16 protein-coding genes and 1 riboswitch are annotated in these 14,388 nt (G+C 72.6%); of the genes, 10 read left to right on the plus strand and 6 right to left on the minus strand.

Annotated elements, in window-relative coordinates:
• Positions 1-20: 20 nt before the first annotated feature.
• From KBX34_RS28845 to KBX34_RS28855, 3 genes are all read right to left on the minus strand, one after another.
• Entirely contained in the window at positions 21-239 is a 219-nt protein-coding gene (locus KBX34_RS28845; RefSeq protein WP_099856320.1) for a hypothetical protein, read from the minus strand.
• Positions 240-301: 62 nt separating this feature from the next.
• The gene (locus KBX34_RS28850) at positions 302-2,038 is read right to left on the minus strand and encodes a glycoside hydrolase family 3 protein (RefSeq protein WP_210928091.1); all 1,737 of its coding nucleotides are present in this window, start codon (positions 2,036-2,038) and stop codon (positions 302-304) included.
• Positions 2,039-2,123: 85 nt separating this feature from the next.
• The gene (locus KBX34_RS28855) at positions 2,124-2,615 is read right to left on the minus strand and encodes a DUF3145 domain-containing protein (protein ID WP_088949573.1); all 492 of its coding nucleotides are present in this window, start codon (positions 2,613-2,615) and stop codon (positions 2,124-2,126) included.
• 308 nt (positions 2,616-2,923) lie between these two features.
• Here KBX34_RS28855 and KBX34_RS28860 point away from each other — a divergent pair, with 308 nt between their 5' ends.
• A complete protein-coding gene (locus tag KBX34_RS28860; protein WP_030330285.1) occupies positions 2,924-3,253 on the plus strand; it encodes a hypothetical protein in 330 nt (109 codons plus the stop codon).
• Between the two features lie 109 nt (positions 3,254-3,362).
• Here KBX34_RS28860 and KBX34_RS28865 read toward each other — a convergent pair whose 3' ends face one another.
• Positions 3,363-4,007 carry a carbonic anhydrase gene (locus KBX34_RS28865; RefSeq protein ID WP_231927117.1) on the minus strand — a complete coding sequence of 215 codons (645 nt, stop codon included), beginning with the start codon at positions 4,005-4,007 and terminating at the stop codon, positions 3,363-3,365.
• 147 nt (positions 4,008-4,154) lie between these two features.
• Between KBX34_RS28865 and KBX34_RS28870 the strand changes: the two genes are divergently transcribed.
• From KBX34_RS28870 to KBX34_RS28890, 5 genes are all read left to right on the plus strand, one after another.
• Positions 4,155-5,093: an alpha/beta fold hydrolase gene (locus KBX34_RS28870; protein ID WP_210928093.1), complete on the plus strand. Its 939-nt coding sequence runs from the start codon at positions 4,155-4,157 to the stop codon at positions 5,091-5,093.
• 108 nt (positions 5,094-5,201) lie between these two features.
• Positions 5,202-7,316, plus strand: a complete 2,115-nt coding sequence (locus KBX34_RS28875; protein ID WP_210928095.1) for an AAA family ATPase — start codon at positions 5,202-5,204, stop codon at positions 7,314-7,316.
• A gap of 107 nt (positions 7,317-7,423) precedes the next feature.
• Positions 7,424-8,341 (plus strand): cation diffusion facilitator family transporter, encoded by a 918-nt coding sequence (locus KBX34_RS28880; protein WP_099856331.1) that lies wholly within the window; start codon positions 7,424-7,426, stop codon positions 8,339-8,341.
• 113 nt (positions 8,342-8,454) lie between these two features.
• Positions 8,455-8,586, plus strand: a riboswitch (cyclic di-AMP (ydaO/yuaA leader).
• Positions 8,587-8,591: 5 nt separating this feature from the next.
• Positions 8,592-9,656 carry a coiled-coil domain-containing protein gene (locus tag KBX34_RS28885; protein WP_374223729.1) on the plus strand — a complete coding sequence of 355 codons (1,065 nt, stop codon included), beginning with the start codon at positions 8,592-8,594 and terminating at the stop codon, positions 9,654-9,656.
• 165 nt (positions 9,657-9,821) lie between these two features.
• Positions 9,822-10,322 carry a hypothetical protein gene (locus KBX34_RS28890; RefSeq protein ID WP_210928097.1) on the plus strand — a complete coding sequence of 167 codons (501 nt, stop codon included), beginning with the start codon at positions 9,822-9,824 and terminating at the stop codon, positions 10,320-10,322.
• Positions 10,323-10,346: 24 nt separating this feature from the next.
• On the opposite strand, the gene KBX34_RS28895 is transcribed toward KBX34_RS28890, so the two are convergent.
• Entirely contained in the window at positions 10,347-10,814 is a 468-nt protein-coding gene (locus KBX34_RS28895) for an SRPBCC family protein (RefSeq protein ID WP_088949579.1), read from the minus strand.
• A 195-nt stretch (positions 10,815-11,009) separates the two neighbouring features.
• On the opposite strand from KBX34_RS28895, the gene KBX34_RS28900 reads away from it, so the two are divergent.
• Entirely contained in the window at positions 11,010-11,972 is a 963-nt protein-coding gene (locus KBX34_RS28900) for a PfkB family carbohydrate kinase (protein ID WP_210794781.1), read from the plus strand.
• Positions 11,969-12,796 carry a 5'/3'-nucleotidase SurE gene (gene surE, locus KBX34_RS28905; RefSeq protein ID WP_210794669.1) on the plus strand — a complete coding sequence of 276 codons (828 nt, stop codon included), beginning with the start codon at positions 11,969-11,971 and terminating at the stop codon, positions 12,794-12,796. Before KBX34_RS28900 ends, surE begins: the two co-directional genes overlap by 4 nt.
• A gap of 18 nt (positions 12,797-12,814) precedes the next feature.
• Here surE and KBX34_RS28910 read toward each other — a convergent pair whose 3' ends face one another.
• On the minus strand, positions 12,815-13,177 hold the full coding sequence (locus KBX34_RS28910; protein WP_088949581.1) for an STAS domain-containing protein: 363 nt from the start codon (positions 13,175-13,177) through the stop codon (positions 12,815-12,817).
• A gap of 386 nt (positions 13,178-13,563) precedes the next feature.
• Here KBX34_RS28910 and KBX34_RS28915 point away from each other — a divergent pair, with 386 nt between their 5' ends.
• Together KBX34_RS28915 and KBX34_RS28920 are read left to right on the plus strand one after the other, a co-directional pair.
• On the plus strand, positions 13,564-13,704 hold the full coding sequence (locus KBX34_RS28915; protein WP_157744063.1) for a hypothetical protein: 141 nt from the start codon (positions 13,564-13,566) through the stop codon (positions 13,702-13,704).
• Between the two features lie 136 nt (positions 13,705-13,840).
• The gene (locus KBX34_RS28920) at positions 13,841-14,239 is read left to right on the plus strand and encodes a hypothetical protein (RefSeq protein WP_088949582.1); all 399 of its coding nucleotides are present in this window, start codon (positions 13,841-13,843) and stop codon (positions 14,237-14,239) included.
• The last annotated feature ends 149 nt before the right edge of the window (positions 14,240-14,388 follow it).

Here is a 14,388-nt window from a genome sequence, read left to right on the forward strand (position 1 = left end):
AGGAGGGGCCCTTCTGTCGTTCAGCCCCGGTTGCGGGGGTGCTGTTTCGCGGTGCGCTCGTTGCCGTGGCGGTAGTTGCCGGTCCAGCGGGCCATCACCAACTGCGGATCGTCGTCGACCTCGGCGAGGAACTCCGCGGCCCGAGCGCCGCGCAGCGTGCCGGCGACCCGTCCGTGGTGTGTGATCACCACAGTGCCGTCCGCCCGTTGCACGTGCCGGAATCCTTCTGCCACTCCCATGCCTGGAAGGTTGTCAGGCCGACCGAACCGAGGCGACCCGATTTTCGGCCCGTGAACGGCGGTCAGCTACTGGCGCAGGTCGTCGGCGGCAGGCCCGGCACGGTCACCGGGGACCGGCCGCCCGGCCGGGCCTTGCCGGCCAGCACGGCGGCCAGCCCGGTCATGGAGGCCCGGCTGGAGGAGTACGTGGCCAGCAGCGTCGGCGACTTCGCGCCGCTCAGCACGTACGGGGTGTCCATCGCGACAGTGACCGCCGCGTCGGCGCGCAGGTCGTTGGCGCCGTCGCCGTAGCCCACCAGGTGCACGATCGTGCCGCCGCTGGGCTTGACCTGCACCCCGGCGGCGGTCAGTGCGGCGGTGAGCACCGTCCGGGTGCCGTCGCGGCCACCGGAGGAGGTGACGGTGACCGGCCCGCGTACGGCTCCGCCGCAGGTGCCGCGCAGCACGGTGACGGCGGCGGTGGCCAGTGCGTCGGCCGCCGCGCGGTGCGCCGGGGCGTTGAGCGTGGACATCTGCCCGGCCGGGGTCTCCGCGAGCCGGAACTTCATGGTCAGCACCCGGGTGACCGCCTCGACGAGCCGGGCGCGTGGCAGTGAACCGCCGCGCAGCGCGGCGAGCAGCCCGTCGTACGCCTGGCCGACGTTCGGGGTCATCAGGATGAGGTCGTTGCCGGCGTTCAGCGCGCGGACGGCCGCCTCACCGGGAGCCCAGCGCTTCGCGGGTGGCATGTTCATCCCGTCGGTGATCACCACGCCCTTGAAACCGAGCTGACCCCGCAGGACGTCGGTGAGCAGCTTGTGCGAGAACGTCGCCGGGGTCCCCGGGTCGATCGCGCGGGCGTCCAGGTGACCGGACATCACCGCCATCGCCCCGGCGTCCATCCCGGCGGTGAACGGCGGCCACGCGCCGCTCCGCAACGCCTCGGCGGACTGGGTGAGCACCGGCAGGTCCTGGTGGGAGTCGTCGGCGCTGTGGCCGTGCCCCGGGAAGTGCTTCAGGGTGGCCGCGACCCCGGCCGCCTGGAGGCCACGGACGGCGCCGCCCACCTGCACCGCGGCCTGCTTCGGGTCCGAGCCGTACGACCGGGAGCCGATCACGGTGCTGCGGGTGGCCAGCACGTCGGCCACCGGGGCGAAGTCGACGTTGATCCCCATCGCCGCCAGCTCGGCGCCGGCGGCCTGCCAGGCGGCCTCGGTCAGCTTCGGGTCGCCGGCCGCGCCCGCCGCGAGGGCGCTGGGCAGCACGGTGACGCCGTCGGTCACGCGGGTGACGACGCCGTACTCCTGGTCGGTGCCGATCAGCAGCGGCGCCGGGCCGGCGGCGAGCCGACCGGCGGCGGTACGCAGCCCGGTGGTCAGCTCGTGCACCTGCTTCGGGTTGTCGACGTTCGTGGTCTCCTGGTTGCCCTTGGTCGGGTCGTCGGCGCTGAAGCCGACCAGGATCAGGCCACCCAGCCGATATTTGCTGATCATGTCGGCGGGGGTGTCGACCCCAGCGAGGGCCTGGTTGCCGGCGGCCGAGCCGGCCGAGACCTTGGTCGCGGAGTCGCCGTAGGCGTACGGCATCAGCACCTGACCGACCAGGTCCTCGTCGGACAGCGTGGCGACCAGCGCGGCGGCCCGGGCGGCCGGGTCCGTGGCTGGCGGCGCGACGGGTGCGCTCGGGGCTGCGGATGTGCCGACCGGGCTGGGCGTCGGCGCGGGGCGCTCGGGGTCGCTTGAGCAGCCGGAGACGAGCAGGGCGGTCAGGGCGGCGACTGCGACGGTGGCGCGCCACGGGCGATTCGACACGCCGCCCATCCCACCAGCTTCCCCCTTATCGGGGCAACTTGACCTTACCGGTCGCACCCTCCCGGGGGGTGCGGCCAGCGGATCGACGGTCGGGTCAGCCGACCCGGGTGAGCAAGGTCACCGGGGCGCCGTCCCCGGCGTACCGGTAGGGCTCCAGGTCGGCGTCCCAGGCGGTGCCGAGCGCCTTGTCGAGGGCGTGCGCCAGCGCCTCCGGGGCCCGCGAGGAGACCATCAGCGCCCGTAGCCGGTCCTCGCCGAGCTGGATGTCGCCGGCCACGCCGACGGTGGCCCGGAACAGGCCACGAGCCGGCACGTACATGAAGCGTTCACCGTCGACGCCGGCGCTCGGCTCCTCGGTGACCTCGAAACGGATCATGGGCCACTGCCGTAGGGCAGCAGCCAGCTCGGCGCCCGTTCCCGGACGACCGGTCCACCCGCACTCGGCCCGGCGTGCGCCGGGGTCGACGGGCTGAGCCGTCCACTGCAGGTTGACCGGCGCGGCTAGGACGCGCGCGATCGCCCACTCGACGTGTGAGCACACGGCGAGCGGGGTCGAGTGGACGTATACGACGCCACGCGTTGGCACGGTGACCTCCCGGAGAGCGAGGTGCGTCTTCCCCTACGACCTCGTCCACCCAGGTGGTTCCTGCAACACATGATTACTCCTGTGACGGGTGGTGCGCCAGGGAATCGGAAAAATCGCCGGGTGGAATAGCCGGACGGGTGGTCGCCGTTGCCTCTCAGGACACCGCGACAACCAGCGTGATGTCGTGGTCATGTACAGTTCCACCGGCGGCTTATGCCGCGTTACACCTTCGCGAGCCGAGTCAAGTGCGGCCCGCACACAGCCCCCGGACGTCCAGTCCTCCCGTACGTCTTGCAAGGAGTACCTCCGTGGCGAGCAACACCTCTAAGACCGCGCGCGCGTCCGTCCGGGCCGGCCAGGCTGGCCAGGGTGGCGCCCTCAGCGTGCTGGGCGAGTTCAAGTACCTCATCCCGCTCAACGGCGGCAAGCACGCCTACGTGCGGAACCTGACCAACGGCAAGACCGCGCACCTGCGTACGGACTCCGACGCCTTCGTCGAGGAGATCCGCGTGCTGGCCGCCGCCGGCCACGCCGCCAAGATCCGGGCGGAGATCAACAACCTGGCTGCCACCCACCCGGGTGACGGCTGGGAGGCCACCGAGAAGCGCCTGGTCGCGGCCGGCGTCTTCGAGGGCTGAGCTCTCCCCCCACCGCAACACGTAAAGCGCCCGCCGGGAGTCCCGGCGGGCGCTTTCGCGTGTCCGGCGTGAGATCGAAAAGGCCACGGTCGAGCGCGTCAGGGCGGGTTCAGCCCGGATCGAGCAGAGCGACCTCACCGGTGGCCAGGTCGTAGAGGCCACCGACCACGGCCACCCTTCCGGCGGCGATCGGCCCGGCCAGCAGGTCGTCAGCGCGCAGCGTGCCCACCGTTCGCCGGACATGCCGGCGGATCGCCAGCGGATGCACCGCCGGGTCGTCGATCCCCACCTCGGTCACCGCCGGGGCGATCTCGTCCACCAGGTGCGCCAGCGACCCCCCGGGACGTTGCCCGCTGCGCAGCGCGTCCACCGCCGCGCCCACCGCGCCGCACCGCTCGTGGCCGAGGACCATCACCAGCGGTACGCCGAGCTGGCCGACCACGTACTCGATCGAGCCGCACACCGCGCGGTCGAGGACATGCCCACCGGTACGGATCACGCAGATCGCGCCGAACGTCTGGTCGAAGATCGCCTCCAGCGGCACCCGGGAGTCGATGCAGCCGAGCACCACCGCGTACGGCTGCTGATCGCCGGAGGCGGCAGCGGCGGCGGTGACGTCGTGTCCGTGGATCGGCTGGCCGCTGACGAACCGCCGGTTGCCGGAGAGCAGGTCGGCCAGCGCGGCGCGGGGCGTACCCCCGGCCTGCCGTCCCTGCCCCGCCGCCCCGCCCATGGACGCCCCCGACGACCCCATGCCGTACAGCTTGGTCCCCCGCCGACGACCACGGGCGCGGTCGGGAATGTTAGCCCCGGCGCGATTGACGTGGTCTGATGGCGGGTAGCCCGTGTTACCGCCGGGTATCCCGGTGCTGGTGATGCTGGGCGGCCCTGGGAGGCGGCGATGCCGGAGCGGTTCGAGGTGGGTCTGCCGGACGGTGTGCGGCTCAACGTCGAGGTCACGGGGCCGACGGACGCCCCGGTGACCGCCATCCTGCTGCACGGTTGGACGCTGGACGGGCGCGCCTGGCACCGACAGGTCGACGCGCTCACCGCGGCGCCACTCGGCGGGGCGGTGCGGGTGGTCACCTACGACGCGCGGGGGCACGGCCGCTCCAGCTGCATGGCGCTGCCCACGGCCACACTGGCCCAGCTGGGTGACGACCTGGCCGCGGTGATCGACGCGGTGGCGCCTCCCGGGCCGGTGCTCCTCGTCGGGCACTCGATGGGCGGCATGACGATCATGGAGTACGCCCACCGCCACCCCACGCACTTCGCCGCCCGTACGGCCGGGCTGGTCTTCGTCTCGACCACCGCCGAGGGGCACACGCACACCGTCTACGGGCTCTCGCCGCGGATCGCCCGGTTGATCCGGCTGGCCGAGACGACCGGAGCCGGAGTGCTCGCCCGGTGCGGGTCGTGGCGAGCGCCCCGGGCCCTGCTGAACGCGCTGCAACCGAGCATCCGGTGGATGCTCTTCGGCGACCACTGCGAGCCCTCCGACATCCGCCTGGTGACCTCCGCGGTGGCTCGTGCCTCGCTGCGCTCGATCGGCGGGTTCCGCGCCTCCATCGGCACCCAGCACCGACTGGACACCCTCGCCGCGTTGGCCCACCTGCCGGCCGCCGCCCTGGTCGGCGACCGGGACCGACTGACCCCACCGCCCTGTGCCGAGTCGATCGCGGCGGCGCTGCCGGCCACCGAGCTGACCGTCTGCCCGGGTGCCGGGCACATGCTGATGATGGAGCGCCCGGACGAGGTCAACGCCGCCCTCAGCGGCGTACTGCGTCGGGTGCTCGCCGCACCGCAGCGCGGGGTGACGCCCGCCGGGACGGGCGTCTGAGCGCGTTCCCGCACCTCGGGCGCGGCGGGCCGGGCCGGGGGCCGTACCCTTCTGCGGTTGGCTTGCGCGGTTTCCGCCGCCTGCCGGCGACCTTCGAAGGAGCGTGCGTTGACCGACCAGACCGGCCTGGAGCAGGAGATCGCCGTCGAGCAACGCCACCTCGACCGGGTGTACGCCCGACTCGCCGAACTACGGCAGTCGGCGGTCCGCGCCGAGCGTGACGGCTACCGGATGGCTCGGGTGGGCACGCACGGGGCGCTGGTCGAGCGCGACGCGATGGTCTTCCACGCGGCGCAGCGGCGGCACACCCTGGACGCCGAGCACGAGGGGCTGGTCTTCGGCCGGCTGGACCTACGCGACAGTCAGGTGCTGCACGTCGGGCGCCTCGGCATCCGCGACGAGGACGCCCGCACGCTGGTCGTCGACTGGCGGGCACCGGCCGCTGCCGCCTTCTACCAGGCCACCCCGGCGCAGCCGCTGGACGTGGTGCGCCGCCGCACGATCCAGTCCCGCGCCGAGCGGGTCACCCGCATCGAGGACGACCTGCTCGACCCGAACGCCGCGCCGGAGGGCATGACGGTCGTCGGTGACGGTGCGCTGCTGGCCACCCTGTCCAAGGCCACCGGCCGGGGCATGCGGGACATCGTGGCGACCATCCAGCGGGAACAGGACGAGGCGATCCGCTCCCCCGGCTCCGGGGTCACGATCGTCGCGGGCGGCCCCGGCACCGGTAAGACCGCTGTCGCCCTGCACCGGGCCGCCTTCCTGCTCTACTCCGACCGCAGCCGGTACGCGGGCGGCGGCATCCTGGTGGTCGGCCCGTCGTCGGTCTTCGTGGAGTACATCGGCTCGGTGCTGCCGTCGCTGGGCGAGGACACCGCGACCCTGCACTCGCTGGGCACCCTGTTCCCGGGCATGAGCGCCACCCGCACCGACCCGCCCGAGGTGGCGGCGGTGAAGGGCTCGCTGCGGATGCGTCGGGTGCTGGAGCGGGCTGCCCGCGACGCGGTGCCGGGCGGCCCGGGTGAGCTGCGGATGCTCTACCGGGGCACGCTGCTGCGGCTGGACCGGACGGCACTGGACCGGATCCGGGACCGCGCGTTGCAACGGGGTGCCCGCCGCAACGAGGTGCGCCGGGCCGGCTTCGACGGGGTGTTCGCCGCGCTCTGGGCGCAGGCCCGTGAGGTGGGCATTCGACTGCCGGACCAGCGGACCTTCGAGGCGGAGATCGCCGAGCGGTCGGAGTTCCGGGAGTTCCTCAAGGCGTGGTGGCCCCGGCTGCACCCTCGACACGTTCTGGGCTGGCTGGCGCAGCCGGACCGGATGCGCCGGTACGCCGGGGGGATCCTCTCCTCCGCGGAGATCCGGCTGCTCAGCGCCGCGTACCGGCACCTGGACACGACCGGGCTGACCATCGCCGACATCGCGCTGCTGGACGAGCTGGACTCCCTGCTCGGCAAGCCGGCGCAGTCGGCCAAGGCCCGGCGCGACCCGTTCCAGCTGGCTGGCGGCGTACGCGAGTTGAGTACCCTCGGCGAGCGGCAACGGGCCGCCCGTGCGGCGGCGCGCGAGCGCCCGGAGGACTACCGGGACTACGCGCACGTGGTCGTGGACGAGGCGCAGGACGTCTCACCGATGCAGTGGCGGATGGTCGGTCGACGTGGCCGTCTGGCCTCCTGGACGGTGGTCGGCGACCCCGCCCAGACCGCGTGGACCGGGGACCCCGACGAGCTGGACCGGGCCCGGGACCAGGCGCTGGGTCGGCGCAAGCGGCACGATTTCACGCTCACCACCAACTACCGCAACTCCTCGGAGATCTTCGCGGTGGCGGCGGCGGAGATCCGCCGGCTCTATCCTGACCTGCCGCTGCCGACCGCGGTCCGCTCCACCGGGGTCGACCCGGTCGAGCTGGTGGTGCCCCCGAGCGGGTTGGAGACCGCGACAGTGGAGGCGGCCGCCGGCCTGCTGGCCGAGGTGGAGGGCACCGTCGGCGTGATCACGCCGGTTCCCCGCCGCGACGAGGTCGCCGGCTGGGTCGCCGCACTCGGCGCGCCGAGGCTCCAGGTGGTCACCAGCCTGGAGGCCAAGGGCATGGAGTACGACGGGGTCGTCCTGGTCGCCCCGAGCGAGATCCGGGCGGATCCGGGTGCCGGGGTGCGCACCCTGTACGTGGCGCTCTCCCGGGCCACGCAGCGCCTCACCACCATCGACCCGACCGGCTGATCCGTGCTGGCGAGCCGCCGGCGAGAGTTGCCGCCCCTACACTTGCATACATAGCGATGTGAACATACATTTGACCGGGTCCCGGCTGGCGGCGGAGGGTGGTTCTCGTGGGCGCAGGTCATGACCACCACCACGGGTCCGTCGCCAATGCCGCACACCAGCACCGGGGCCGCCTCTGGGCGGCATTCGGGCTGCTCGCCACCCTGATGGTGGTCGAGGCGGTAGCCGCCCTGCACACCGGCTCGCTCGCCCTGCTCTCCGACGCCGGGCACATGTTCACCGACGTGCTCGGCATCGGGATGGCGCTCGCCGCGATCACCGCGACCCGGCGGGCCACCGGCGACCCGCAGCGCACCTTCGGGCTCTACCGACTCGAGGTGCTCGCCGCGCTGGCCAACGCCGTCCTGCTCTCCGGCGTCGCGATCTACGTGGTGATCGAGGCGATCCGCCGCTTCGGCGACCCGCACGAGGTCATCGCCGGCCCGATGCTCGCGGTGGCCGTGCTCGGCCTGCTCGCCAACATCGCCGCCTTCGCCCTGCTCCGCGCCGGAGCCCGGGAGAGCATCAACCTTCAGGGTGCCTACCTGGAGGTGCTCGGCGACCTGCTCGGCTCGGTCGGCGTGATCGGCGCCGCACTGCTCATCACCGTCACCGACTGGTGGTGGGCCGACCCGCTGGTCGCCGTCGCCATCGGCGTGTTCATCCTCCCGCGCACCTGGCGGCTGGCACGGGCTGCCGTCCGCATCCTGGTGCAGGCCGCCCCGGAGCACCTCCAAGTGACCGCCGTGCACGACCGACTGGCCGCGGTCCCCGGTGTGGTCGAGGTGCACGACCTGCACGTCTGGACGCTCACCTCCGGCATGGACGTGGCCTCCGCACACCTGACCATGGCACCCGGGGCGGAGGTCGGCGCGGTGCTCACCGCCGCGCGTACGGCCCTGCACGACGACTTCCGGATCGAGCACGCGACGTTGCAGATCGAGCCGGGCGCCGCCTCGGGAGCGTGTGGCTCGATCGAGTGGTGACAGCAGCCTCTCGTGACGACGCACGCACCGTCCGTCACATTGGCTGCAGCCACCCCACCGGCACCGGTAGGCTCGGTCCCGGCCTCCACCAGGCGGCGCCCTCCCGGCGCCGGTGGTGGTCGCCGCCTAATCGCCCGCGAGGGCGAACCGGGGAACCACGTACCTGGGGTGCATCCGCGTCAGCGGTAGGGATCTTCCGTCCCGAACCCGTCAGCTAACCCGGTCGGCGGCTGACGGAAGGACATGCACAGTGGCACCAGCACGACCACCCGCCGCCCGACTGGCGGCCCTGATCGTCGCGATGTTCGCCCTCGGCGTCGCGCTCCCGGCCGGCACCGCCTCGGCCGCTCCACCGACCGGCCTGCGGGCCGCCGCCCCCGACTCCGACGAGGAGGGTGGCACCCCCGCGCTGCGAGCCCAACTCGAGGCGGCCAGCAAGGGCTACCTGGACGCGAAGCGCGCCCTGGCCGCCTCGGTGCAGCGGCAGCAGCAGCTCACCACCCAACTGAAGACCATCGAGGTCGAGCTCAACCAACGCAGCGGCAAGGTCGGCGAGATCGCCGGCGTCGCGTACCGCACCGGCCGGCTCAGCGCGATGTCGGCGCTGCTCAACAGCGACAGCCCGGAAGGCTTCATGGACCGGGCAGCCGCACTGGACGCGGTGGCCGCCAACGAGGACCGGGTGCTGCGCGACCTGCTCAGCAGCAAGGACCAGGCCAACCGCACCCAGGTCGCCCTGAACGGTGAGATCAACGAGCAGCGCAAGCAGGTCGCGGTGATGGCCAAGCGCAAGGAGCAGGCCGAACGGGCCTTGACGGTGGCCACCACCCCCAAGCCGCAGCCCGCCGCCGACACCGACTCCAACCGGGGCACCTCCGCCGCCAACGCGAAGGCCGCGCCGCGCAACTCCGACGGCTCCTGGCCGTCGGAGACGTGCAGCGTCAACGACCCCACGCCGGCCAGCGGCTGCATCACCCCGCGCACCCTGCACGCCCTCAACCAGGCCAAGGCGGCCGGCTTCACCCGGTACGTCTCCTGCCACCGACCCAGCGGCTCCGGCGAACACCCGAAGGGCCGGGCCTGCGACTTCGCGGCCCAGACGGGCGGCTTCGGCGGCGACGCCACCGGCGGCGACAAGACGTACGGCAACAACCTGGCCGCGTACTTCATCCGCAACGCCGACCGGCTCGCCGTGCTGTACGTGATCTGGTACAGGCAGATCTGGCTGCCCAGCAGCGGATGGAAGTCCTACAGCGGGGCGGGTGGCGACCCGTCCAGCGACCACACCAACCACGTGCACCTGTCGGTCTACTGATCCGGCCGTTCCCCAAAGTGTGTGATGCCTGTGAGTCATCAAGATGACTCACAGGCATCACGTTCGTCCGGGCAGCGCTGTCCGACCGGGCTACGTCGCCGGGCGTACCCCTGATGTCGTCGCTCGTCGGACGACCCGGCGGCGGTCGGCGGGCAGCATCGCGGTATGCCTCGGATCCCACCCAGCGCCCGCAAGGGGCTGCTCACCCTGCACCTGGTCACCTCGCTGGGCTGGCTCGGCGCCGACCTGGTGCTGCTCACCCTCGGCATCGCCGTGCAGCGTGGCGCCGACCCTGCGGTGCTCTACCCGGTCGGCGCGCTGGTCGGCACCGTCCTGTTCGCGCCGCTGAGCGTCCTGGTCTGGCTCATCGGTGTCGCCAGCTCGCTGCTCACTCCGTGGGGCCTGCTGCGCTACCGGTGGGTGGTGGTCAAGCTGGTGCTCACCACGGTGATGGTCGGGCTGGTGCTGTTCCTGCTCACCCCGAATCTGCGGCACGCCGGAGCGGTGGGCGCCGCCCTGCCCGCACGGGACCGCGCCGACCTGGTGATCGCCCCCGCGGTGTCGACCAGCCTGATGATCATCGCGACGGTGCTGTCCACGTACAAGCCGTGGGGACGGCGTCCCGCCGCCCAGCCCGCACTGGCGGGCCGCGCCCGCAACCGGTGACCCCACTGCCGTCCCGCGCTCGGGTCAGGCTGGGGGCGGCGGGTCACCGGTGCGGTCGAGGGCAGCGCCGAGGCGGGTGGCCAGGGCGAGGTGGGCGGCCCGGGCCTGACGGAACGCGTACCGGAACAGCGGGGTCGGCGCGGTCAGGGTGATGTCGACGTCGATCCGGGTCAGGCCGTCCGGCTCGGGGCGCAGCCGGGTGTGGTTACGCACGGTGGTGGCGGGCCACTGGCGGGCCACCATGACGATCTCGTCGTCCTCGCTGATCAGCACGTCCGCGTGGTAGGTGGTCCGGAAGCGCAGCGGGCCGGCCGCCAGCCGGTCGTTGATCGTGTAGCTGGCCTGCGCACCGGGTCGGGGCGGCAGTCGGCGGACCCGGACGATCAACGGGTGCAGCTCACCCTGCCGGGTCAGGTCGCTGAGCAGCGCCGCCGCCTCGGCCGGCGAACACCGGGCCTGCACGGTGTAGCTGAAGGTATCGCTGCTGAGCACACCGTCTCCCGCCGTCGATGGTCGCACGATCGTCCCGTACCGATGTCTGGCTGGCAATGTCCGAGGGCCGGCCCGGGCCGGCCCGATGACACGCCCAGTCACCGTTTGGCGCATTAAGGTCGTTCAGTGAGGAATCACCCGACCGCGCTGGAGGCGGACATCATGAACGGCGACGATCCGGTGAGCGGGCACGTGATGGTCTTCGCGCCCACTCCACAGCTGACCGTGACCGTCGACCAGCCGAACGACCACCCCGAACTGCACCTGCACCCCGGCGGGCAGGGCGTCTGGCAGGCCCGGATGGTGATGTCGCTCGGTGTCGAGGTGGTGCTCTGCGCCGCCCTCGGCGGCGAGATCGGCCAGGTGCTGGAGCCGCTGCTGGTCAGTGAGGGCGTGGACCTCAAGGCGGTGGCCCGTGATTCCGGCAGCGGCGGGTACGTGCACGACCGCCGGGACGGCTCCCGGCAGGAGATCGCCGACGTGCCCGGTCAGCCGTTGAGCCGACACGAACTCGACGAGCTGTACAACCTGGCCCTCGGCGAGGGCCTGTCGGCCGCGGTGAGCATCCTCAGCGGGCCGAACGAGCCGTGGCTCGTGCCTGCCGACCTGTACCGACGCTTCGCCGCCGATCTCAGCGCCAACGGCGGTCGGGTGGTGGTCGACCTCTCCGGCGATCACCTCGGGTCGGCGCTGGAGGGCGGCGTCTTCTTCCTCAAGGTGAGCCACGAGGAGCTGATCCGCGACGGCCGCGCCCGCAGCGACGACATCGTGGAACTGACCCGGGCCATGTACGAGCTGCACGCGGCGGGCGCCGAGACGGTGGTGGTGAGCCGGGCCGACCAGCCGGCACTCGCGCTCATCGACGGGGAGTTGTTCGAGGTCGAGATGCCCCGGTTGGAGGCCGCCGACCCGCGCGGCGCGGGCGACTCGATGACCGCCGGGGTGGCGGCCGTCGTGGCCGGCGGCGGGGACATCCGGACCGCCATCCGGACCGGGGCCGCGGCCGGCGCGCTGAACGTCACCCGGCACGGCCTGGGCACCGGACGACTGGACTCGATCACCGGCCTGGTGGAACGGGTCCGACTGGTGCCGGCGGACAGCCGGCAGCAGGAGCGGACCACCCCGGACGAGCTGGCCGACCGGGCGGTCGACCGATGACCCTGCGGGTGCTGATCACGAACGACGACGGGATCGCCGCGCCGGGCATCCAGGCACTGGCCTGGGCTGCCCGGCAGCGGGGCCTGGACGTGGTGGTCGCCGCCCCGCTGGAGGAGGCGAGCGGCACCAGCGCCGCGATGAGCGCCGTGGAACGGGACGGACGGGTGGTCGTGAACGACCACCCGCTGCCCGACCTGGAGGGCGTGCCGGCGTACGGGGTCGGCGGCTCACCGGGCTTCATCACGCTGATCGCCCTGCACGGCGCGTTCGGCCCACCGCCATCGGTGGTGCTCTCCGGCATCAACCGTGGTGCCAACGCCGGCCGGGCCGTGTTGCACTCCGGGACGGTGGGGGCCGCCTTCACCGCCGCAACGAACGGGTGCCGGGCGATGGCGGTCTCCCTGGACGTGCTCTCCGCGGGCGAGGCGACGGCGGCGAGCGGTGGCGCGGCGGTGGACGCGGCCGCCCGGGTACGCGACGCCGAGCGGCACTGGAGCACCGCGGCGCGGGTCGCCCTGGACCTGCTCCCCCGGTTGACGTCCGCACCGATGGAGAGCGTGCTCAACGTGAACGCCCCGGACCTGCCGCACGGACGACTGCGCGGGGTGCGGCGAGGCACGCTGGCCAGCTTCGGTCAGGTGCAGATGACGGTGGCCGAATCCGGCCACGGCTTCGTCCGCACCTCACTGGAGGAGCCGGGGCAGGCCGCCCAGCCGGGCACCGACGTGGCGTTGCTGGCCGCCGGGTATGCGTCGGTGACGGCCATCCGGGCGGTCACCGAAGCAACCGACATCGACCTGACCGGGCTGGACGAGCAGCCCTGACCGGAATGCCCGGTGCGCTCAGGCGCCGGGCAGCACTTCGGGGGTGGCGGCACCGGCGAAGTAGGGCTCCGGGGCGCCGAACAGGCCGAGCAGACCGGTCACCCAGAGCTGTCGGTGCACGAACCGGCTCGGCTGCGTGACCACCAGCTTGACGTCGCTGACCTCGGCCGTCTGGAAGCCGGCGACCATGGCGCTGATGCCGACGGAGTCGATGAAGGTGACCAGCCTCATGTTCAGCTCGATGCGGAGTGGGCGGCCCTTGGCCAGCACCTCCGCGATCGCCTCGCGCACCTCGTACGCGGTGTCCACGTCGATCTCGCCCCGCGGGGCGATCTCCACCACACCACCGGACAGAACCGACTTCACGATCGACAGGCTCACGCGAGCACCTCCACCCGCCCGTCCCCCGGGCGCCTCATCAGTACGCGGGCCGCGACCGAGAGTATTCCTCCGACGGCCTCGGTCGCCACCCCTCGGGATGAGTAATTCGCGGATCCGGACCCACAAAGCCGCCCATATCCGTACTTTTCAGTATCTGATTACTCAACACTTTTCGTTATCTGACCCTCGGCGATCAGTCGGGACCGACGCGCCGCGGACAAGGGTAGCCGCCCGGACCCGACAGGCCCGACAACCGGACCACCACCCACGCCCGCCCCGTGCGCCACCGGCGTGTCGCCGCGAACGCCCGCCCTGATCGGCACCCGTGGTTGCCGACGCGCCCTAGCATCGGGCCGGGACACCCACCGTGACGGAGAGGACCTTCGATGATCAAGCGACTTGCGGGGCTGGCTGGCGTCGGCGTCTTGCTCGCCCTCGTACTGGCCTGCGGTTTCGGCGGTGGAGGCGACGATGACGACGATGACGACGACTTCGCCCGGGGCGTCGCCGTGACAGTGGTGCGCTGAGTTCCTCCGAGCCAGGGCCGGCCGGGTTTGCGCTCGGGCGGCCCTGGGCACTGCGGGGTAGGCGAACCGTGACGCGCTGAACAGACGCCGAAGTCCGAAGTGGCCGGCGGCTTCGGCACCCGAGGAGGTAACCACGATGTTCGGAACCAACCTGCTGGACCGCCGCAGCAAGCCGGAGCGGATCGCGGACCAGGCCTGGGAGCACCTGCTCTCGGCCGTGAGCTCCGCCGGAGACAGTGTGCGGGACACCGCCCGGTCGGCCCGTCGCAACAGCGGCGACCTTGCCGATGGCGCGGGTGACCTGGTGGGCTCCGCCGCCGAGGAGGCACGTCGGCGTGCCTCGCTGGCCTTCGACGCGCTCGCCGGCCGCCAGCCGGCACTGCCCTGGACGCTGCTGATCGGTGCCGCGCTCGTGGGCGCGGCGGTCGGCTGGGCCGTCGGGTCCGCCGCGCGGGCCGCCGGCAGCCACGACGACCGCGCTGTCGACGACGTGGAGTTCGTCGACGTCGACCGCCCCAACTCCCCCGCGGTCTGATCAACCGCTCTCCCCGCACCACCACGGGCCCCACTCGACCACGGTCGAGCGGGGCCCAAGCCATCCCCAACCCCCACCCCACCCCCCACCCCGTCGATCATGGAGTTGTGGTGGGCGAATTGCTCATTCTCGCTACCTTTGTCCACCAC

Source organism: Micromonospora sp. M61 (genome assembly GCF_018070245.1).
Taxonomy (GTDB): Bacteria; Actinomycetota; Actinomycetes; order Mycobacteriales; family Micromonosporaceae; genus Micromonospora; species Micromonospora zamorensis.

Coding starts and splice junctions, on each gene's coding strand:
- KBX34_RS28915 (WP_157744063.1), top strand. CDS start 13,564: ATGATCAAGCGACTTGCGGGGCTGGCTGGCGTCGGCGTCTTGCTCGCC.
- KBX34_RS28845 (WP_099856320.1), bottom strand. CDS start 239: ATGGGAGTGGCAGAAGGATTCCGGCACGTGCAACGGGCGGACGGCACT.
- KBX34_RS28890 (WP_210928097.1), top strand. CDS start 9,822: ATGCCTCGGATCCCACCCAGCGCCCGCAAGGGGCTGCTCACCCTGCAC.
- KBX34_RS28920 (WP_088949582.1), top strand. CDS start 13,841: ATGTTCGGAACCAACCTGCTGGACCGCCGCAGCAAGCCGGAGCGGATC.
- KBX34_RS28865 (WP_231927117.1), bottom strand. CDS start 4,007: ATGGGGTCGTCGGGGGCGTCCATGGGCGGGGCGGCGGGGCAGGGACGG.
- surE (WP_210794669.1), top strand. CDS start 11,969: ATGACCCTGCGGGTGCTGATCACGAACGACGACGGGATCGCCGCGCCG.
- KBX34_RS28900 (WP_210794781.1), top strand. CDS start 11,010: ATGGTCTTCGCGCCCACTCCACAGCTGACCGTGACCGTCGACCAGCCG.
- KBX34_RS28870 (WP_210928093.1), top strand. CDS start 4,155: ATGCCGGAGCGGTTCGAGGTGGGTCTGCCGGACGGTGTGCGGCTCAAC.
- KBX34_RS28850 (WP_210928091.1), bottom strand. CDS start 2,038: ATGGGCGGCGTGTCGAATCGCCCGTGGCGCGCCACCGTCGCAGTCGCC.